Here is a 17,955-nt window from a genome sequence, read left to right on the forward strand (position 1 = left end):
TGACAAGGGGAAAACCATGAGCAAGGGCATGGATCGCAAGAAAGAAACGAAGAAGAAGCCGGAGAAGACGATGAAGGAAAAGCGCGCCGCGAAGAGCGAGAAGAAGGCCGGCAAGGCCTGATCGCGGCGGTCGCGGCGATCTCGGCGCTGCAAGCACGGCACGTGACAAGGGGCGACTGGAACCAGCCGCCCCCACTCGCGACGGGTTGAGCGCAAGCCGATGAACTCCCCGCTGCACGCCCTCGCCGCTCCCGCCACCGCGCGGATACGCCGATGGGTCCTGGGCGCCTTCCCGCGCGGCCAGAGCGGCATCGACTACGACCATCCGCCCGGCGACCCGGGCCTGTTCGGCCCCGACAGCGTCACCTGGCGCATCCACGCCGACTTCCCCGGAATGCTCTCCGGCGGCCTGTGCGCGCTGATCCTGCAGACGCTGCACCCGCTGGCGCTGGCCGGGGTCTGGGACCATTCGCAGTTCCGCACCGACCTGCTCGGACGGCTGCGCCGCACCACCAACTTCGTCGCCGGCACCACCTACGCCGGGCGCGCCGAAGCTGAACGCCTCATCGCCCACGTCGATGCCATCCATGCCAGGGTGCGCGGCGTCAGCGCCGACGGGCAGCCCTATCTGGCCCAGGATCCGCGCCTGCTGACCTGGGTGCATGTCACCGAAAGCTACGGATTCCTCGAGGGGTTCCGTCGCTACGCGCCAGTGGCCATGCCCGACGGCGTCGCCGATCGCTACTTCGCCGAATCGCGCCGCGTCGCCGAAGCGCTGGGCGCGCGCGACGTGCCCGCTTCGCAGGCGCAGGTCGCCGAGTACTTCGCCAGCGTGCAGGACGACCTGCGCTACGACGAGCGCTCGCGCGAAGTGCTGGCGGTGCTGGCCCGGATCCAGCTGCCGGTGCCCGCCGCCGGCCTGTCGCGGGATCTGTTCCTGGGCGCGGCAACCGCGCTGCTGCCGCCGTGGGCGATGGCACGGCTGCCGATGTCTCGCCCGCGGCGCCTGCAGGCCGCGGTCGCGGCGAGGACGTTGCGGACGATCGCGCCGTTGTTCCGCCTGGCGCTCAACGACGGCGTCGCTCCACGCGCCTGCCGGCGCCTGGGCATCGACGAATCAGTGCTAGACCGCTGGCCCGGGGGCTAGCAAACGGTCAGGGCCCCCGTGCGCGGTCAGGGCCCTTTGCCCGGACGCAACAGCACGATCTGCTTGGCCGTGGTGATCCTGCTGCGCAGGCGCAACGAGGTGTCGATCTCGTCGCCGGGCTTGAGGCTGGTGACCGCCATCGACTTGCCATCGAGCGTGACCACGGTGGTCTGCTCGTCATAGCCGATCTTGTTGAGGATCCGGCTTTCGGACTGGCTGATGTGCAACATCCGCGTGCCCGTCCGGACTTCGCCCACGGTGCCATGCAGATAGCGGCCGGGGCCCTGGTCCATGTCCGTGTCGGGCAGCACCAGGATCTTGTTGGCCTGGGTGCGGTTGCGGCTGGTGGTGGTCCGCACCAGCAGGCGCTCACCGGGCTTGAGCTCGATGAGTTTGATGTTCTTGCCGGCACGGCTGGCGGTGGTTGTGGCATCGACGTAGAGATTGATCTCGCCGCCCTGCCCCAGCTCGCTGCCGGTCTGGGCGTCCGTGGCGATGGCCAGGCGCCTGGCATTGACGTCGACACGCACCAGCGTGCCCACGGCGTGGTCGCCTGCAACCGGTGGGGAAGCGAACGTCGCCGCAGCCGCGCAGCACATCAGCGCGAAGGCGGCCATGGCGCCCCATGCGGCGCTCGGTCGAATGCGGTCGATGGCGTGCATGCTGGCCATGTCAGGACCCCTCCTGCCGCGAACGTTGGCGTCATCATCCGCCAGCTTCGTGTAGGCGGCGTGTGTGGCAGGCCTGGCCGTCAACCGGCCGTGGCCGGTCTCATGAACTGCACGACAGCATCGAACAACCGGCCCGTTCGCGCGCCCAGTCGGGCCGGCGCCCGGCGAACGCTTCGCGACCCGGCTGTTCATCGTAGGGATGGCGCATCACGTCGAGCAGTTCGACGACGCCGGAGAAGTCGCCTTCGGTGGCGCGATCGATGGCCTGTTGCGCCAGGTAGTTGCGCAACACGTAGCGGGGGTTGGCGGCATTCATGCGCGCACGGCGATCGCTTGCCGCAGTGGCCTGGTCGCGCAACCGCAGCGCGTAGCGGCCCAGCCATTCCTGCAACGCCGGCGCGGCGGCCTGGCGCCGCGTTTCGTTGTAGAACGCCTCGTGCAGCGGCGCCAGGTCCAGCGTGTCGATGTCCAGATCGGCCAGGCCGCGGAAGAACAGCGTCATGTCGACTTCCGCCTCGGTCATCAGGTCCTGCAGCGCCTGCATCAGGCCGACGTCCTCGTCGCGGCATTCGTCCAGGCCGAGCTTGCGCGCGATGTTGTCGCGGTCGGCCGCTGTCCAGGTTTCGACGAAGCGGCGCAGGCCGTCCTGCAAAGCTTCGACACCGTCGAACAGCAGCGACAGCGAACCGGCCAGGCGTCCGAGGTTCCAGTAGGCCACCTGCGCTTGCTGGCCGAAGCGGTAGCGACGGTTATGGCGGTCGGTGGTGTTGGGTGTCCAGCCCGGATCGAAATTGTCGACCCAGCCGTAGGGGCCGTAGTCGATGGTCAATCCGAGGATCGACATGTTGTCGGTGTTCATCACGCCGTGGACGAAGCCGACCCGCATCCAGTGCGCGACCATCACCGCGGTGCGTTCGCACACCTGCGCGAACCATTGCGCGTACAGGGCCTGGCCCTGCCCGCGCAGCTCGGGGAAATCGCGGCGGATGCAGAAGTCGACCAGGCGTCGCAGCAGCTCCACGTCGTCGCGCGACGCAGGCAGCTCGAAGTTGCCGAAGCGGATGAACGACGGCGCGACCCGACAGACGATCGCGCCGTGCTCAAGCTCGGGATGGCCGTCGTAGAACATGTCGCGCTCGACCCACTCGCCGGTGCCGACCAGGCTCAGCGCGCGCGTCGTCGGCACGCCAAGGTGATGCATCGCCTCGCTGCACAGGAACTCGCGGATCGAGGAACGCAGAACTGCGCGGCCATCGGCGCTGCGCGAGTAAGGCGTCGGCCCGGCGCCCTTGAGTTGCAGTTCCCAGCGCTCGCCGGCGGCATTGATGATCTCGCCCAGGCTGATCGCGCGTCCGTCGCCCAGTTGTCCGGCCCAGTTGCCGAACTGGTGGCCGCCGTAGTTGGCCGCGAACGGCTCCATGCCCGCCATCAGCGCGTTGCCGGCAAACACCTGGGCGAACTGCGGCGAGGCGACGTCGGCCTCGCTGAAACCCAGGCGCCGGGCCATCTCGGTCGAATGCGCCAGCAGCCGCGGTGCCGCCACCGGCGTGGGATCCACGCGCGAATAGAGGGCGCCGTGGACCTGGCGTATGCCCGGACCGGTGTCCGGATCGGCGGGCAGGTCGCGGACGAAGGCGTTGTCGAACTCGAGTGTGGGCATGGTCACCGCTGCAATATGGGGTGTCGCGGCTGGCCCGGCCAGCGCTCGCAGGCCTGATGTGCGGGCCTCGCGGCGTTTTTCCAACGGCGTGGCGCCGGTTGCGCCGGAGCTGCGTCAATGCGCCGTACACGGGCAAATCGAGCTCGATGCCCTACACTGGCCACCCGCACAACGAGATCGCCCATGGCAAAGCCCAATTACTCCTTCGAAAAGCGCCAGCGCGAAATCGCCAAGAAAAAGAAGCAGGACGAGAAGCAGGCCAAGAAGCAGCAGGCCCGTGACACCGCCAATCCTCCTGGCAACCCCGAGCCCCCGGAAAGCGGCTCCAGCAACAAGTCCTGACGCACACCATCCCGGCCGGCCCGCCTCAGGACCGGCTGCGAAGCGTCCCCGTAGGACGGCCTGACGACGGCCTGATGACGGCCTTCGGTCGTCGCGCTTATGCTCCGGCGAGCAACCACGCCACCGGGGATCCACCGCAATGACCATGACGACCCGCCGCCCATCGGCGCTCCTGCTGCTGCCCGCCCTGCTGGCGACCGGCGCCATGACGCCCGCTGTCGCGCAGGAAGCCGCACCGCAGTGGACGCTGGTCCAGGCCGGTCATCTGCTCGATCGCCCGGGCCGACCGGCGCGCGGCGCGAGCACGCTGCTGCTGCGCGATGGCCGGATCGAAGCCGTTCGCGATGGACTGCTGCAGGCTTCGGAATTCACGGGCGTGCCGGCCACCGTTACCGTCATCGACCTGCGCGACCGCTACGTGCTGCCGGGCCTGATCGACAGCCATGTCCACCTGACCTCGGACAAGGCCGGCGTCGAGGGCCAGCTGGAAGGCATATCGAAGGGCGTGGCCGACCATGCCTACGAGGCCGCGGTGAACGCGCGCAAGACCCTGGCCGCTGGTTTCACCACCGTGCGCAACCTCGGCGACGAGGACGGCGTCACCCTCGCCCTGCGTGATGCCATTGCCGCCGGCAAAGTGCCCGGACCGCGCATCATCGATGCCGGCAACGCGATCTCCACCACCGCCGGCCACATGGACCCGACGCTGGGCTTCCGCGACGAATTGCACGATGCCATCGACGTCCACGGCAACACCTGCGACGGCGCCGAAGACTGCCGCCGCGCCGTGCGCCGCCAGGTCGGGCGCGGCGTCGACGTGATCAAGATCGCCACCACCGGCGGCGTCAACAGCCGCATCGGCGCTGGCCTGGGCCAGCAGATGTTCGACGACGAAGCACGCGCGATCGTGGAAACCGCGCACCTGTACAAGAAGAAGGTCGCCGTGCACGCCCATGGCGCCGACGGCATTGCCGTGGCGCTGCGTGCCGGTGCCGATTCGATCGAGCACGGCACGCTGCTCGACGACGCCGACATCGCCCTGTTCCGCAAGACCGGCGCCTACTACGTGCCGACGCTGTCGACCGTCAACGGCTACAAGGAACGCCTGGCGAAGAACCCGGACGCCTACACCGGCGAGGTCCGCAGCAAGATCGAATGGCGCATCGGCATCACCGGCAAGTCGCTCGAGCGCGCGGTGCCGGCCGGCGTGCGCATTGCCTTCGGCACCGATGCCGGTGTCAGCCTGCACGGCCGCAATGCCGACGAGTTCGAGCTGATGGTCGCCCACGGCATGACGCCGGCGACCGCCATCCAGGCGGCCACCGTCAACGCCGCCGACCTGCTGGGCCTGGCCGACCAGGTCGGCAGCCTCGAGCCCGGCAAGCGCGCCGATCTGATTGCGGTGTCGGGCGACCCGCTCAGTGATGTGACGGTGCTCAAGCAGGTTCAATTCGTCATGAAAGAGGGTCGCGTCGAGAAGGACGTTCGCGGCTTGCAGGCCGCTGCCGCGGCAAGTTCGACGGCGCGCTGACTGGCGCGCTGACTGGCAAAAAGCAGCAACGCAGACAGGTTGCTGCACGGGGTTTTCTGGCGTCGCCACTGCACTACACCCGGCCGACACACCGTTGTCCGGTACACTGTGCGGTCTTCCGACCGGCGTTCGCCGGCGCTGCCGAGCCCTCCCCCATGAGCGCCGAAACGCCCAACACCCCCTCCACGGACCCGTCCGCGGACACTCCGTCCATCAAATTCTCCGACCTGGGCCTGCCCGAACCGCTGATGCGGGCCCTGGCCGATGTCGGCTACGAGTCGCCGTCCCCGATCCAGGCCGCCACCATCCCGCCGCTGCTGGAAGGCCGCGACGTGCTCGGCCAGGCCCAGACCGGCACCGGCAAGACCGCAGCGTTCGCGCTGCCGGTGCTGGCCCGCATCGATCCCAACCAGCGCGCACCGCAGACGCTGGTGCTGGCGCCGACGCGTGAGCTGGCCATCCAGGTCGCCGAGGCGTTCCAGAAGTACGCCCATCACCTGCCCGGTTTCCAGGTCCTGCCGATCTACGGCGGCCAGAGCTACTACCCGCAGTTGCAGGCGCTCAAGCGTGGCGTGCAGGTCATCGTCGGCACGCCGGGCCGCGTCATCGACCATCTCGAACGCGGTTCGCTCGACCTGTCGCAGCTGCGCTGCCTGGTCCTGGACGAAGCCGACGAAATGCTGCGCATGGGCTTCATCGACGACGTCGAGGCGGTGCTGAAGAAGACCCCGGAGACGCGCCAGGTCGCGCTGTTCTCGGCGACCATGCCGGCGCCGATCAAGCGCATCGCCCAGACCTACCTGAAGGACCCGGTCGAGATCGCGATCAAGTCCAAGACCTCGACCGCGGCCAACATCCGCCAGCGCTACTGGGCCGTCAGCGGCGTGCACAAGCTCGATGCCATCACCCGCATCCTGGAAGCCGAGCCGTTCGACGCGATGATCGTGTTCGCCCGCACCAAGCTGGCGACCGAGGAGCTGGCCGACAAGCTGGCCGCGCGTGGCATCGCCGCCGCCGCCATCAACGGCGACGTGGTCCAGGCGCAGCGCGAGAAGACCATCCAGAATCTCAAGGACGGCAAGATCGACGTGCTGGTCGCCACCGACGTCGCCGCGCGCGGCCTCGACGTGGAACGCATCAGCCACGTGCTGAACTACGACATCCCGTACGACACCGAGAGCTACGTGCACCGCATCGGCCGCACCGGCCGTGCCGGTCGCAAGGGCGAGGCGATACTGTTCGTCACTCCGCGCGAGCGCGGCATGCTGCGCGCGATCGAGCGCGCCACGCGCCAGCCGATCGAGCAGATGCAGCTGCCGACGGTGGAAACGGTCAACGAGCAGCGCGTCAACCGCTTCCTCGGCCGCATCACCACGGCACTGGAATCGTCGGACGTGAGCCAGTTCCGCGACCTGGTCGAGCGCTACGAGCGCGAGCAGAACGTGCCGGCGGTCGAGATTGCCGCCGCCCTGGCCAAGCTGGTGCAGGGCGACATGCCGCTGCTGCTGGACGTCACCGCCGAGCGCCTGCGCCCGCACGCGCCGAGTTTCGACCGCCCCGAGCGCGGTGCGCGCGAGCAATCGCCGCGCGATCGCTACGAGCGTGGCCCGCGTGACGGCCAGCGCGATCCGCGCCGCGAGCGTGATGCTGCGCCGAGGCCGCCGCGTGAGTTCACGCCGCGCGAGCCGCAGCAGCGCGACGAACGCCCGCGCCATGCCGATCGTCAGTTCACTCCGCCGGCCGCCGGTGAGCGTTCGTTCGAGCGCCCGTCGGTCAATGCCGCCGAGTCGATGTTCGCCGACGAAGGTCCGGCGCAGCACCGCCATGAACCGCGCGAGCCGCGCGAACCGCGTGGCGAGCGCGCCCCGGAAGTCGGCATGGAGACATTCCGCATCGAGGTCGGCCACACGCACGGCGTCAAGCCGGGCAACATCGTCGGCGCCATCGCCAACGAGGCCGAGCTGGAGAGCCGCTTCATCGGCCGCATCGACATCCGCGACGACTTCAGCCTGATTGACTTGCCCGAAGGCATGCCGCGCGAAGTCATGGACCACCTCAAGCGCGTGCGCGTCGCCGGCCAGCAGCTGCGCATCAGCCGCGCCGATGAGGACGCCGGCCACGGTCACGGCCAGCGCCCGCATGGCCGTTATGGCGATGCACCGCGCAGCTTCGACGACGATCGCCGGCCGCCGCCGCGCGGTCCTCGTCCGCACGGTGGTCCCAAGCCGCACGGTGCCGGGCCGCATGGCGGCGGTCCGCGCAAGCCGTTCAAGCCGCGCTGATCGAGCCGCGCTGACCTGAGAGCCTTCACCCTCCACCGCGGTAGCCGATGCACCTGATCCTGTTCAGCGCGCTGTGCAGCGTGCTCGTCGCGGTGGTCCTCAAGCTTGCGCCACGTTTCCGTCTGGACGTGGCGCAGCTGGTGACCTGGAACTACCTTGCCGCCACCGTGCTGAGCGCGTTGCTGCTCAAGCCATCGCTGGCCAGCCTGAGGACGCCGCAGGCGCCATGGGCCGCACTGCTCGGCCTGGCGGTGGTGCTGCCCTCGCTGTTCCTGGTGCTCGCCGCCTGCGTGCGCACCGCCGGCATCGTCCGCACCGACGTGGCGCAGCGCCTGTCACTGCTGCTGTCGCTGCTGGCAGCCTTCACCCTCTTCGGCGAAACAGCCGATGCCACGCGCATGGCCGGGCTTGCCCTGGGCCTGCTGGCCGTGGCCGGCATCGTGATCAGGCCGCGAGACGACAACGCTGCGGTGCCCGGCGCAAGCGGCATGGGCCTGCTGCTGGTGGTCTGGGTCGGCTTCGCCGTGGTCGACGTGATGCTCAAACGCATCGCGCTGGCCGGCACGCCTTCACTGGCGGCGCTGCAGGTGGCGTTCGCGATTGCCTTCGTGCTGATGCTGGGCTGGCAGGCGGTTCGCCTCTGGCGCGGAAAGACGCAGCCGAGCCTGCGGAGCTTCGGCGCCGGCCTGCTGCTGGGCCTGCTCAACTTCGGCAACATCGTCTTCTACGTGCGTGCGCACCAGGCCTTCCCGGATAACCCGTCGGTGGTGTTCGCGGCGATGAACATCGGCGTGGTGGTGCTGGGCACGCTGGTCGGCGTGCTCGCCTTCGGCGAGAAGACCAGCGTGTGGAACCGTGCCGCGATTGTCCTGGCCGTGGTCGCCATTGCCGTCATAGCCACTGCACCACGCGCATAGCGCTACCGGCGAGGGCACGGGATTTGGCATAGTCGGGCTGTCGACCCGCCCTGCCCGCGCCATGCCCCGCCTGCTCGTCTTCCAGCACGTCGCCGCCGAACCGCTCGGCACCCTGGACCCGCTGATCCGCCGGCGCGGGCACCGCATCCGCTTCGCCAATTTCGAGCGCCAGCCCGACTTCCAGCCCAACGTCGACCGCTACCGCGGGCTGATCGTGCTGGGCGGGCCGATGAACGTCGAGGACCAGGCGCAGCGCCCGCATTTGCGCACCGAGTTGATGGCGATCGAACGCATGCTCGAACAGGGCAAGCCGGTGCTGGGCATCTGCCTTGGCGCGCAGCTGCTGGCACACGTTCTGGGCGCGCCGGTGCGGCGCCACCACCAGCCCGAGATCGGCTGGTACCCGCTGCAGACCACCGCCGCCGGGCGCGCCGACGCGGTGTTGTCGCCGTTGGGCGACACCGCTCCGGTATTCCAGTGGCACCGTTACAGCTTCGAGGTCCCGCGCGAAGCCGAGCACCTGGCGCGCACCGACGGCTGCGAGCAGCAGGCGTTCCGTTATGGCGACAACGCCTACGGGTTCCAGTTCCACCTGGAGATGGACGAGCGCCTGATCGAACGCTGGCTGGCCAATCCGGCGTATCGCGAGGAGTTGGCGGAGCTGGCAGGTCTGGATCCGGCGCAGGCGAGCGAGGAGACGATCCGGCAGAAGACGCGCGAGCACATCGCGGCGATGCAGGGCCGGGCCCACGATGTGTTCAACCGTTTCCTCGACCTGGTCGGCACGCCGCAGCGCAGGATCACCCTGCCGTCGCGCGAGTGGACGTGAGACCGTCATCCCGGCGAACGCCGGGATCCAGGCCGACACGCCTTCCGCCCCGTCACCGTCATCCCGGCGAACGCCGGGATCCATCTTGACGTTGCCTTTGCTCCGGAGCGGCGTTTCTTCCTCCGGAGCGGCGTTGTCCGCAGGGGCGGGGAGTGCTACGTCCCGCAGACGACTTCCTGTCTTTATGCGGGACGCGGGACATCCATGTCCCGCTGCTCCGCACTCCCCGCCCCTGCGGACAACGCTCAGGCAATTCGTTGCACTGTCTTCGGCGGAGATGGATCCCGGCGTTCGCCGGGGTGACGGTGGTCTACAGGTCCCGCTGACTCTCGAAGCGCCGTTTCTGCCCGCTGAGCGGATCGACGAACTGCAACGAGCGCGCCAGCAGTTTCAGTGGATGGGCGTAGTCGTCGACCTGGTCGCCGCAATCTGGATACAGCGGATCGTTGAGGATCGGCGCACCCAGCGCCGCCATGTGCACGCGCAACTGGTGCTTGCGGCCGGTCACCGGCTCCAACCCGTAGCGCCAGAGGCCATCGCCGCGATCGAGCACCTCGATCCGCGTCTCGCTGTTCGCCGCGCCCTCGCCCTCGCGCATCCGGAAGAACGGCTCGCCGCGTTCCAGATGCGACCTGCGCACCATCGGAAACGTGGCACCCGGCAGCGCCGGTGCCAGCGCTTCATAGCGCTTGCTGATCCTGCGCTGCGGGAACAGCGCCTGGTACAGCCCGCGCGAATCCGTCCGCGCCGAGAACAGCACCAGGCCTGCCGTACCGCGATCGATGCGGTGCAGCGGCACCAGGTCCGGGTTGCCCAGCCGCCGCACCAGCCTGGCCAGCAGCGTCTGCTCCACATGCTTGCCGGCCGGCGTCACCGGCAGGAAATGCGGCTTGTCGACGACGACCAGGTGCTCGTCGGCATGCAGCACGACCTCGTCGAATGGAATCTCCGGTTCGCTCCCGACCTCGCGGTAATACGTCAGCTCCGCGCCGACGCGGTACGCGGCATCGGCCGCGACCGCCCGGCCGTCGGCATCGCGGACCAGCCCGCGCTCGATCCGGTCGAGCCAGCGCTCACGCCCGATCGCCGGGAACCGCGCGCACAGCCCCTCCAGCACCGTCGACCACGGTCCTGGCGGCAGTTGCAATCGGCTGGCGGCGACGCCATTTCGATGGGTAGGGAGTGGTTCCACAGCACATTGTCCCCCGAAGGGCGGCCTCCCCGTCGCAATGACGATGAGAACGGCACGCCACCCCGCCAGCGCCTAGAATGCGCCCTGTTTTCCTGCCCCCACCGGATGTACCCCCATGGCGCTCAAGGCCACCGTGGTTAAGGCCGAGCTGCAAGTCAGCGACCTGGACCGCCATCACTACGCAACCTACAACCTCACCCTCGCCCAGCATCCGTCGGAGACGGAACAGCGGCTGATGGTGCGGCTGCTCACCTATGCCCTGTTCGCCGAGGATCGGCTCGAGTTCGGCCGTGGCCTGAGCAGCGAGGACGACCCGGACATGTGGCGCCGCGACTACACCGGCGAGATCGAGCAGTGGATCGACCTGGGCCAGCCCGACGAGTCGCGGATCCGCAAGGCCTGCGGACGCGCGCGCCAGGTCGTGGTCGTGAACTACGCGGGCCGCTCCTCGGATATCTGGTGGGAGAAGAACAGCTACGCCCTCAAGCGCCTGAAGAACCTCACCGTCATCGACATCGGCGCCGACATCGTCGAGGCGCTGGCTGGCGTGCAGCAGCGCGGCATGCGCGTGAACGTGCTGATCCAGGACGGCGAAGTGCAATGGCTGGGCGAAGGCCACTCCTTCACCTTCCGACCCCTCACCCGCATGGCCTCAGACGAGGAAGCCGCGCGGGCATGACGGGGCACTACGACGTCGCGATCATTGGCGGCGGCGCAGCCGGACTGATGTGCGCGCTGACCGCCGGCCAGCGTGGCAAGCGCGTGCTGGTGGTCGATCACGCCAACCGCGTTGGCAAGAAGATCCTGATGTCCGGTGGCGGTCGCTGCAATTTCACCAACACCGGCACCACCCCGGCCAATTTCCTCTCGGCCAACCCGCATTTCTGCAAGTCGGCGCTGGCGCGCTACACGCCGTGGCATTTCATCGAGATGGTCGAACGCCACCGCGTCGCGTACCACGAGAAGGAACTCGGCCAGCTGTTCTGCGACATCTCCTCGAAGCTGATCGTGAAGATGCTGGTCGACGAGTGCCATGCCGCCGGCGTGCGCATCGAGACCAGCTGCAGCATCGAGCGGATCAGCCATGGCGAGGGCGAGAACGCCAGCTTCCGCCTGCATACCAGCCACGGCGCGTTCGCCGCACCGGCGCTGGTGGTGGCCAGCGGCGGCCTGTCCATCCCGTCGATGGGCGCCAGCGGATTCGGCTACGAACTGGCCCGCCAGTTCGGCCATGCGGTGTTGCCCACCCGTGCCGGTCTGGTGCCGCTCACGCTCAGCGGCAAGCACCAGGAGCGCCTGGCCGACCTCAGCGGTGTGGCACTGCCGGTCACCGCCAACTGCAACGGCCAGTCCTTCAGCAATTTCATGCTGGTGACCCACCGCGGCATCAGCGGCCCGTCGATCCTGCAGATCTCCTCGTATTGGCAACCCGGCGACGACCTGCGCCTGGACTTGCTGCCGGGACGCGACGCGCTGGAATCGCTGCAGCAGTGGCAACACGAGCGCCCCGCCGCCGAGCTCAAGACCGTGCTCGGCGAAGTAATGCCCAAGCGCTTCGCCCAGCGGCTGTGCGAGGTCTGGCTGCCGAACAAGCCGATCAAGCAGTTCAACCTTCCGCAGCTGCGCGAGATCGCGGACGTGCTCTCGAACTGGCCGCTGGTCGCCAGTGGCAGCGAAGGCTATCGCACGGCCGAGGTCACCCTCGGCGGCGTCGACACCGACGAGCTGTCGTCCAGCACCATGCAGTCCCGACGCGTGCCCGGGCTGTATTTCATCGGCGAAGTGGTCGACGTGACCGGCTGGCTCGGCGGCTACAACTTCCAGTGGGCCTGGGCGTCCGGGCATGCGGCGGGCATGGCGGTCTAGTCGCGCCGCGATGGCGATTACCTGAGGGGTAATGCACTTCACCGCCCGGGACGGCTAAGGTCTGGCCATGAACATGATCCGTCCCCTCGGCGAGCTGATCCGCGACTGGCGGCAGCGCCGCCACCTGACCCAGCTCGATCTCGCCGGCCTGGCTGACACCTCCACGCGCCATATCAGCTTCATCGAAACCGGCCGCTCGCTGCCGAGCCGGGCGATGCTGATGCGCCTGGCCGACCGCCTCGACGTGCCGCTGCGCGAACGCAACGTGCTGATGACCGCGGCGGGACTGGCGCCGATGTACAGCGAACGCCGGCTCGACGATCCGGCGATGGCGCAGGCGCAGGCCGCGATCGACCTGGTGCTCGCCGGGCATGAGCCGTACCCCGCATTGGCCGTGGACCGCCACTGGAACCTGGTCGCCGCCAATCGCGCGCTCGCACCGCTCCTGGACGGCGCCGCACCGGCATTGCTGCAACCACCGGTCAACGTGCTGCGGCTGAGCCTGCATCCTGATGGCGTCGCGCCGCGCATCGTCAATCTTGGCCAGTGGCGCGCGCACATCCTGCATCGATTGCGTCACCAGGCGGATGCAACCGGCGATGCAGTACTGGCCGCCCTGTACGACGAACTCGCCGCATATCCGGCACCGGACGATGCTCCAGCGACGACCGGCACGCCTGCGGTGGTCGTGCCCCTGCGCCTGCGCACGGCGTCGGGCGAGCTGTCCTTCATCAGCACCACCACGGTCTTCGGCACGCCGATGGACATCACCCTGGCGGAGATAGCGATCGAATCGTTTTTCCCCGCCGACGCCGCCACTGCGGAAGCGTTGCGCACATCAGCGTAGGAGCGAGCTTGCTCGCGATCGCACTGCGCCTGTTCGCCTGATCGCGAGCAAGCTCGCTCTTACAAGGCCGTAACCCGCAGCTGGCATTCCATCACCACCATCGCCGCGCCATTGGGCACGCACATCGACGTGCTGCTATCGAGCACCAGCGCGCGACCGCCGGCAAAAACGCGGGTGCTGCCCTGCAGCCATTGCCCGCCCGTGCAGCGCAGCGCCTCGGCCGGCCATGGCAGGTTGCAGTGGGCGATGGTGTAAGGCGCGGCGACCGTCACCACCGGCCGCCCGGACACGGTGACGCGCGAATACGGCGCGGTCGGCGTGGCCGGACCGCCGTGTGCGCAGGCGACGCTCGCGCCGAGATGCAGGATGGCTCCGCCCATGGCTACACCACCGTCAATGCGCCGTCGTTGATGGTCACCATCGTGCCAGCCAGGACGATGCTCGCCCCGCGGCCGTTGCTGATGGTGATGCCCGCTTCATTGACCGCGATGGTCGCCCCGTTCTGCGCGCGCAGCAGCACGCCTCCGTCGGGACCGGGCATGTCCGACACCAGTACCGAATTCTGGCCGGGCGTCTGCAGCAGCATCGCCGGCACGCCCTGGCCAGCCGGGGCCATCACCGGCAGCTCGCCGGCATCCACCCAGTAACCACCGACCCAGATCGGCAATTCGGGATCGCCCTGTTCGAACTCCACCCAGACCGGTGCGCCGATCGCCGGCAGCAGGAACAGACCGCTCTGGTGGCCGGCCACCGGCACGCACGGCATCGCCCAGCGCGAGCCACCGCCGTCGATCACCTTGGGCACCTGCACCAGCACGCGTCCGAGCTGCAGCGGATCGATGTTGTCGACGACCACGCCACGGTGCTTGCCGTAATGCCGGAGGGGAGCTGACTTTGTCTGGTGCGGCATTCGACTGGATTCCGGCGTGGTTCCTGAACGTGCGGCTCCCCCCGTGAACATCAAACGTGAACAGCCATGTGCGTAGGCCAAGGCGGCCATTCGTCGGCATGCTCAACCAGATGGTTGACAATCACGACCGACGCCGCAATCCTCAACCACATGGTTGAAGGTAACGCCCAGCGTCTCGACGCGATCTTCCACGCCCTGTCCGACCCGACGCGGCGGGCGATGCTGCGCGACCTGTCCGGACAGCAACGCAGTGTCGGCGAGCTGGCGGCCCCGTTCGACATTTCGCTGGCGGCTGCCTCCAAGCACATCAAGGTCCTCGAGCGTGCGGGCCTGGTGCAGCGCGAAGTGCAGGGCCGCCTGCATGTCTGCCGGCTCGATGCCGGCCCACTCCACGCCGGGCTCGAGTGGATGCGCCACTACGAGCGCTTCTGGAATCAGCGGCTCGACGCTCTCGATGCGCTGCTCAATGCCGAGGACCGAGTTGCCACGAGCGCCTCGCCCGCCACCGTCAAACCCGCGAACAAGTCCTCCAGGAGCAAGCGATGAGTCCTGTCGTCGTCCGTGTCACCCGCCGATTCGACGCCACGCCCGAACGTGTCTTCGATGCCTGGCTCGACCCGGCGACGGTCGGGCGCTGGCTGTTCGCGACCGCCGACGGGCAGATGCAGCGGGTGCAGATCGAAGCGCGCGTGGGTGGTCACTACGCCATCGTCGAGCGACGACCCAATGGCGATGCCGAGCACTTCGGGCGGTATCTGGAGATCGACCGCCCGCGCCGTCTGGTTTTCACCTTGGCCATGGAAGAAGACGCCGAGCAAGGGGATCGCATAACCGTTGAGATCGCAGCCGACGGCGATGGCAGCCTGCTGACCCTGACCCATGAGATGGCCCCGGAAAACGCTGAGTACGCCAAGCCCGCCGAATCGGGCTGGACGATGGTGCTGGCCGCTCTCGCTCGCCAATTTGACTGATCGATACCGCAGGAGTTCCAGATGCCCCCATCACTCCCCAACGATGATTTCGGTGTCGTCACCGCGGCCGACACCGTGCGCATCGAGCGCACCCTTCCGGGGCCGATCGAACGCGTCTGGGCTTACCTGACCGAGTCGGACAAGCGCGGCAGCTGGCTCGCCTCCGGCGAAATGGAGCTGCGCGCCGGTGGCCGGGTCGACATGGAGTTCCGCAACTCGGAACTGACCGAGAACGACGAGCCGCCACCGCAGAAGTACGCGCAGTACGCAGGCCCAAGCCAGATGCGCGGCCGCATCATCGCCTGCGATCCGCCACGACTGCTGGAATACACCTGGGGCGAGGCCGACTCGGATTCACAGGTGCGCTTCGAACTCACACCGCGCGGCAAGGATGTGCAACTGGTCGTCACGCACAGTCGCCTGGCAACTCGCAACGACATGACCAGCGTCGCCGCGGGCTGGCACACGCACCTGGGCATCCTCGCCGACCGCCTCGCCGGTCGTACGCCACCCGGGTTCTGGGCAACGCACACACGCGTCGAGGCCGAGTACGAGCAGCGGCTTCCGCGCGAGTGAGCCTGTGGCCTCAAACCGGGGTCAGAGCAAACCAAACCGGGGTCAGAGTACCTTTTCTCGCGAAAAGGTACTCTGACCCCGGTTTGAGGCTGACCCCGGTTTGAGGCCCCGGTTTGAAAGCCGCTACGCTATTGCGATGAAAACCGCGTCGCGCCTCCTCGTCATCTTCGTCTTGTCCGCCCTCGCCGCCTGCGCCGATCCGGGCCCGCCGCCCGGCGGCACCATCGCCCGCTTCGAGGCGATCGACCAGCAGGTCGGCACCGGCGCGGTCGCCAAGTCCGGCCAGGACGTGACCGTCCATTACACCGGCTGGAATTACGAGCAGAAGGCCGCCGACGGTCGCGGCAGCAAATTCGACAGTTCGCGCGATCGCAATCAGCCCTTCACCTTCCTGCTCGGTGCCGGCCGCGTCATCCGCGCTTGGGATGAAGGTGTGGCCGGCATGCGCGTCGGCGGTCGCCGCGTGCTGATGATTCCGTCCGCCTACGGTTACGGCAGCGCCGGCGCGGGCGGCGTCATTCCGCCGAACGGATCACTGGTGTTCGAAGTCGAGTTGCTCGACGTGCGCGAGCACGGCAGCCCATCGGCACGCCCCTGAAAAGGTACTCTGACCCCGTTTTAGGCGGCTATTGATTCGCGTGCCTTGGCGGCGATCTCGAACGAGCGCAGCCGCGCGGCGTGATCGAACACGTTGGCGGTGATCATCAGTTCGTCGGGACGGTGACGCTCGATGAAGGCGGCGATTCCGTCACGGACCGTGTTCTCGTCGCCGACCACCGCGCACGCCAGCGCCTGCTCGACGCCGCTCTTTTCCAGCGGTGTCCAGTACGACTCGATGTCTTCGATCGGCGGCGGGATCAACCCCGGCTTGCCGCGACGCAGGTTGACGAACGCCTGCTGCTGGGTGGTGAACAACCGGCGCGCCTGCACATCGGTTTCCGCGCCGACCACGTTGAGCGCCAGCATCGCGTAAGGCTGCTCCAGGCGCTTGGACGGCTGGAACTCGCGCCGGTACGAGGACAGCGCCATGTCCATCGCATCGGGTGCGAAATGTGAGGCGAACGCGAACGGCAACCCGAGCTGCGCGGCCAGGCGTGCCGAGAACAGGCTCGACCCCAGCAGCCACACCGGCACTTCGATGCCGGCACCGGGCACGGCGCGCACGGCCTGGCCGGGTTGCGCCGGTTCGAAGTAATGCAGCAGCTCGACCACGTCCTGGGCAAACATGTCGGCGGCTTCGAAGTAGCGACGCAAAGCATGCGCGGTGGCGTGGTCGGTGCCCGGCGCACGCCCCAGCCCCAGATCGATGCGACCCGGATACAGCGCCGTCAGCGTGCCGAACTGCTCGGCCACTTGCAGCGGCGCGTGGTTGGGCAGCATGACGCCACCGGCCCCGACGCGAATCGACTTGGTGCCGCAGGCGATGTGGCCGATCAGCACCGCCGTGGCGGCGCTGGCGATGCCCGGCATGTTGTGGTGCTCGGCCAGCCAGTAGCGCTGATAACCCAGGCGCTCGGAAAGCTGGGCGAGTTCGAGGCTGTTGGCGAAGGCCTGTGCGGCGTCACTGCCTTCGGTGATCGGGGCCAGGTCGAGGACGGAGAATGGAATCACTGGAGCATGAATCATGGGGGCACTCCTTGGCGCGAACCGACGATCTGGGGGCGGATCGAGGCGACTCCAGAGCGTCAGTGTTCCAACCGTGTGCGAGCAGCATTGCAGCGACGCGCCAGCGGAGGAATCACCACAAATCGAACACTACACCTTCGCGATCGTTGTCCCAGATGGTGCTGAACACCCACCAGCGCCCATGTTCGTGGCACAGCTGGATGCTGTTGGCGCCGCGCTTGAGCAGCACCGGCGAGTCCGCCGCCGGCCGCGCTTCGTAACGGCTCCAGACGTGGGCGACCTGGCCATAGCGCTGGATGCGCTGGTCGACCTCGACCTCATGGAAATCGTTGGCGGCGAAGAACGGCGCCACGTCCAGGATGTAGCTGTCGACGTCGAACACCATCGCCCGCGTACTGCCATCGGCGTCCACGACGGTGCGCAGGCTGCGGGCCTGCGGATGCTGCAGGTAGCGGAAGCGCGGCCAATCCCGCGGCGCCCCGGCCGGACCGGAAATGCACTCGTAGATCGCCCGCACCAGGCGCGGGATGTCCTGCGTGTCCTGCCACCAGCGCTGGTCGTCGTCCATTGCAACAGCCTCCTGCGATC

General features: G+C 68.2%; 20 protein-coding genes. 13 read left to right on the plus strand and 7 right to left on the minus strand.

Translation table 11 applies throughout. The features are described 5' to 3' along the window. Window positions 1-220: 220 nt before the first annotated feature. Window positions 221-1,147, plus strand: a complete 927-nt coding sequence (locus AC3A3Q_RS08140; protein ID WP_487585766.1) for an oxygenase MpaB family protein — start codon at window positions 221-223, stop codon at window positions 1,145-1,147. A 26-nt stretch (window positions 1,148-1,173) separates the two neighbouring features. On the opposite strand, the gene AC3A3Q_RS08145 is transcribed toward AC3A3Q_RS08140, so the two are convergent. Both AC3A3Q_RS08145 and AC3A3Q_RS08150 read right to left on the minus strand, forming a co-directional pair. Further along, a complete protein-coding gene (locus AC3A3Q_RS08145; protein WP_487585767.1) occupies window positions 1,174-1,818 on the minus strand; it encodes a hypothetical protein in 645 nt (214 codons plus the stop codon). A 100-nt stretch (window positions 1,819-1,918) separates the two neighbouring features. Continuing rightward, a complete protein-coding gene (locus AC3A3Q_RS08150) occupies window positions 1,919-3,478 on the minus strand; it encodes a protein adenylyltransferase SelO (protein WP_487585974.1) in 1,560 nt (519 codons plus the stop codon). 183 nt (window positions 3,479-3,661) lie between these two features. On the opposite strand from AC3A3Q_RS08150, the gene AC3A3Q_RS08155 reads away from it, so the two are divergent. From AC3A3Q_RS08155 to AC3A3Q_RS08175, 5 genes are all read left to right on the plus strand, one after another. Further along, window positions 3,662-3,820, plus strand: a complete 159-nt coding sequence (locus AC3A3Q_RS08155; RefSeq protein WP_199253101.1) for a hypothetical protein — start codon at window positions 3,662-3,664, stop codon at window positions 3,818-3,820. Between the two features lie 145 nt (window positions 3,821-3,965). Next, complete coding sequence (locus AC3A3Q_RS08160; RefSeq protein ID WP_487585768.1) at window positions 3,966-5,351, plus strand: metal-dependent hydrolase family protein; 1,386 nt, start codon at window positions 3,966-3,968, stop codon at window positions 5,349-5,351. A 248-nt stretch (window positions 5,352-5,599) separates the two neighbouring features. Continuing rightward, window positions 5,600-7,633, plus strand: a complete 2,034-nt coding sequence (locus AC3A3Q_RS08165; RefSeq protein ID WP_487585975.1) for a DEAD/DEAH box helicase — start codon at window positions 5,600-5,602, stop codon at window positions 7,631-7,633. Between the two features lie 47 nt (window positions 7,634-7,680). Further along, window positions 7,681-8,550 carry an EamA family transporter gene (locus AC3A3Q_RS08170; RefSeq protein WP_487585769.1) on the plus strand — a complete coding sequence of 290 codons (870 nt, stop codon included), beginning with the start codon at window positions 7,681-7,683 and terminating at the stop codon, window positions 8,548-8,550. A gap of 61 nt (window positions 8,551-8,611) precedes the next feature. Continuing rightward, window positions 8,612-9,379, plus strand: a complete 768-nt coding sequence (locus AC3A3Q_RS08175; RefSeq protein WP_487585770.1) for a type 1 glutamine amidotransferase — start codon at window positions 8,612-8,614, stop codon at window positions 9,377-9,379. 310 nt (window positions 9,380-9,689) lie between these two features. On the opposite strand, the gene AC3A3Q_RS08180 is transcribed toward AC3A3Q_RS08175, so the two are convergent. After that, entirely contained in the window at window positions 9,690-10,571 is an 882-nt protein-coding gene (locus tag AC3A3Q_RS08180) for a pseudouridine synthase (protein WP_487585771.1), read from the minus strand. Between the two features lie 115 nt (window positions 10,572-10,686). Between AC3A3Q_RS08180 and AC3A3Q_RS08185 the strand changes: the two genes are divergently transcribed. The 3 genes from AC3A3Q_RS08185 to AC3A3Q_RS08195 all read left to right on the plus strand — a co-directional run bounded on the left by AC3A3Q_RS08185 (window position 10,687) and on the right by AC3A3Q_RS08195 (window position 13,284). Next, window positions 10,687-11,250 (plus strand): YaeQ family protein, encoded by a 564-nt coding sequence (locus AC3A3Q_RS08185; RefSeq protein WP_386701210.1) that lies wholly within the window; start codon window positions 10,687-10,689, stop codon window positions 11,248-11,250. Continuing rightward, window positions 11,247-12,437: a BaiN/RdsA family NAD(P)/FAD-dependent oxidoreductase gene (locus AC3A3Q_RS08190; RefSeq protein ID WP_487585772.1), complete on the plus strand. Its 1,191-nt coding sequence runs from the start codon at window positions 11,247-11,249 to the stop codon at window positions 12,435-12,437. Before AC3A3Q_RS08185 ends, AC3A3Q_RS08190 begins: the two co-directional genes overlap by 4 nt. 67 nt (window positions 12,438-12,504) lie before the next feature. Further along, window positions 12,505-13,284 (plus strand): MmyB family transcriptional regulator, encoded by a 780-nt coding sequence (locus tag AC3A3Q_RS08195; protein WP_487585773.1) that lies wholly within the window; start codon window positions 12,505-12,507, stop codon window positions 13,282-13,284. Window positions 13,285-13,343: 59 nt separating this feature from the next. Here the strand turns inward: AC3A3Q_RS08195 and AC3A3Q_RS08200 are convergent, their stop codons facing one another. Beyond that, window positions 13,344-13,664, minus strand: a complete 321-nt coding sequence (locus tag AC3A3Q_RS08200) for a hypothetical protein (RefSeq protein WP_487585774.1) — start codon at window positions 13,662-13,664, stop codon at window positions 13,344-13,346. 2 nt (window positions 13,665-13,666) lie between these two features. Further along, window positions 13,667-14,194 carry a phage baseplate assembly protein V gene (locus tag AC3A3Q_RS08205; protein WP_487585775.1) on the minus strand — a complete coding sequence of 176 codons (528 nt, stop codon included), beginning with the start codon at window positions 14,192-14,194 and terminating at the stop codon, window positions 13,667-13,669. A gap of 150 nt (window positions 14,195-14,344) precedes the next feature. On the opposite strand from AC3A3Q_RS08205, the gene AC3A3Q_RS08210 reads away from it, so the two are divergent. The 4 genes from AC3A3Q_RS08210 (at window position 14,345) to AC3A3Q_RS08225 (ending at window position 16,339) form a co-directional block, all read left to right on the plus strand. Continuing rightward, window positions 14,345-14,740 (plus strand): ArsR/SmtB family transcription factor, encoded by a 396-nt coding sequence (locus AC3A3Q_RS08210; protein WP_487585776.1) that lies wholly within the window; start codon window positions 14,345-14,347, stop codon window positions 14,738-14,740. After that, on the plus strand, window positions 14,737-15,165 hold the full coding sequence (locus AC3A3Q_RS08215; RefSeq protein ID WP_487585777.1) for an SRPBCC family protein: 429 nt from the start codon (window positions 14,737-14,739) through the stop codon (window positions 15,163-15,165). The genes AC3A3Q_RS08210 and AC3A3Q_RS08215 overlap by 4 nt, the downstream gene beginning before the upstream one ends. A 21-nt stretch (window positions 15,166-15,186) precedes the next feature. Next, window positions 15,187-15,741, plus strand: coding sequence for an SRPBCC family protein (locus tag AC3A3Q_RS08220; RefSeq protein WP_487585778.1), 555 nt, complete (start codon window positions 15,187-15,189; stop codon window positions 15,739-15,741). 136 nt (window positions 15,742-15,877) lie between these two features. Next, the gene (locus tag AC3A3Q_RS08225; protein ID WP_487585779.1) at window positions 15,878-16,339 is read left to right on the plus strand and encodes an FKBP-type peptidyl-prolyl cis-trans isomerase; all 462 of its coding nucleotides are present in this window, start codon (window positions 15,878-15,880) and stop codon (window positions 16,337-16,339) included. A gap of 20 nt (window positions 16,340-16,359) precedes the next feature. Here the strand turns inward: AC3A3Q_RS08225 and AC3A3Q_RS08230 are convergent, their stop codons facing one another. Together AC3A3Q_RS08230 and AC3A3Q_RS08235 are read right to left on the minus strand one after the other, a co-directional pair. Next, window positions 16,360-17,352, minus strand: coding sequence for an LLM class flavin-dependent oxidoreductase (locus AC3A3Q_RS08230; RefSeq protein WP_487585976.1), 993 nt, complete (start codon window positions 17,350-17,352; stop codon window positions 16,360-16,362). A 127-nt stretch (window positions 17,353-17,479) separates the two neighbouring features. Continuing rightward, window positions 17,480-17,935 (minus strand): hypothetical protein, encoded by a 456-nt coding sequence (locus AC3A3Q_RS08235; RefSeq protein ID WP_487585780.1) that lies wholly within the window; start codon window positions 17,933-17,935, stop codon window positions 17,480-17,482. Window positions 17,936-17,955: the final 20 nt, after the last annotated feature.

It is taken from the genome of Lysobacter sp. Soil_C_59 (assembly GCF_057656415.1).

Bases quoted from the DNA above. Each gene is read 5' to 3' on its own strand.
- AC3A3Q_RS08175 (WP_487585770.1), top strand. From the start codon at position 8,612: ATGCCCCGCCTGCTCGTCTTCCAGCACGTCGCCGCCGAACCGCTCGGC.
- AC3A3Q_RS08185 (WP_386701210.1), top strand. From the start codon at position 10,687: ATGGCGCTCAAGGCCACCGTGGTTAAGGCCGAGCTGCAAGTCAGCGAC.
- AC3A3Q_RS08195 (WP_487585773.1), top strand. From the start codon at position 12,505: ATGAACATGATCCGTCCCCTCGGCGAGCTGATCCGCGACTGGCGGCAG.
- AC3A3Q_RS08165 (WP_487585975.1), top strand. From the start codon at position 5,600: ATGCGGGCCCTGGCCGATGTCGGCTACGAGTCGCCGTCCCCGATCCAG.
- AC3A3Q_RS08190 (WP_487585772.1), top strand. From the start codon at position 11,247: ATGACGGGGCACTACGACGTCGCGATCATTGGCGGCGGCGCAGCCGGA.
- AC3A3Q_RS08235 (WP_487585780.1), bottom strand. From the start codon at position 17,935: ATGGACGACGACCAGCGCTGGTGGCAGGACACGCAGGACATCCCGCGC.
- AC3A3Q_RS08210 (WP_487585776.1), top strand. From the start codon at position 14,345: ATGGTTGAAGGTAACGCCCAGCGTCTCGACGCGATCTTCCACGCCCTG.
- AC3A3Q_RS08160 (WP_487585768.1), top strand. From the start codon at position 3,966: ATGACGACCCGCCGCCCATCGGCGCTCCTGCTGCTGCCCGCCCTGCTG.
- AC3A3Q_RS08155 (WP_199253101.1), top strand. From the start codon at position 3,662: ATGGCAAAGCCCAATTACTCCTTCGAAAAGCGCCAGCGCGAAATCGCC.
- AC3A3Q_RS08205 (WP_487585775.1), bottom strand. From the start codon at position 14,194: ATGCCGCACCAGACAAAGTCAGCTCCCCTCCGGCATTACGGCAAGCAC.
- AC3A3Q_RS08200 (WP_487585774.1), bottom strand. From the start codon at position 13,664: ATGGGCGGAGCCATCCTGCATCTCGGCGCGAGCGTCGCCTGCGCACAC.
- AC3A3Q_RS08170 (WP_487585769.1), top strand. From the start codon at position 7,681: ATGCACCTGATCCTGTTCAGCGCGCTGTGCAGCGTGCTCGTCGCGGTG.
- AC3A3Q_RS08215 (WP_487585777.1), top strand. From the start codon at position 14,737: ATGAGTCCTGTCGTCGTCCGTGTCACCCGCCGATTCGACGCCACGCCC.
- AC3A3Q_RS08150 (WP_487585974.1), bottom strand. From the start codon at position 3,478: ATGCCCACACTCGAGTTCGACAACGCCTTCGTCCGCGACCTGCCCGCC.
- AC3A3Q_RS08220 (WP_487585778.1), top strand. From the start codon at position 15,187: ATGCCCCCATCACTCCCCAACGATGATTTCGGTGTCGTCACCGCGGCC.
- AC3A3Q_RS08225 (WP_487585779.1), top strand. From the start codon at position 15,878: ATGAAAACCGCGTCGCGCCTCCTCGTCATCTTCGTCTTGTCCGCCCTC.
- AC3A3Q_RS08140 (WP_487585766.1), top strand. From the start codon at position 221: ATGAACTCCCCGCTGCACGCCCTCGCCGCTCCCGCCACCGCGCGGATA.
- AC3A3Q_RS08145 (WP_487585767.1), bottom strand. From the start codon at position 1,818: ATGGCCAGCATGCACGCCATCGACCGCATTCGACCGAGCGCCGCATGG.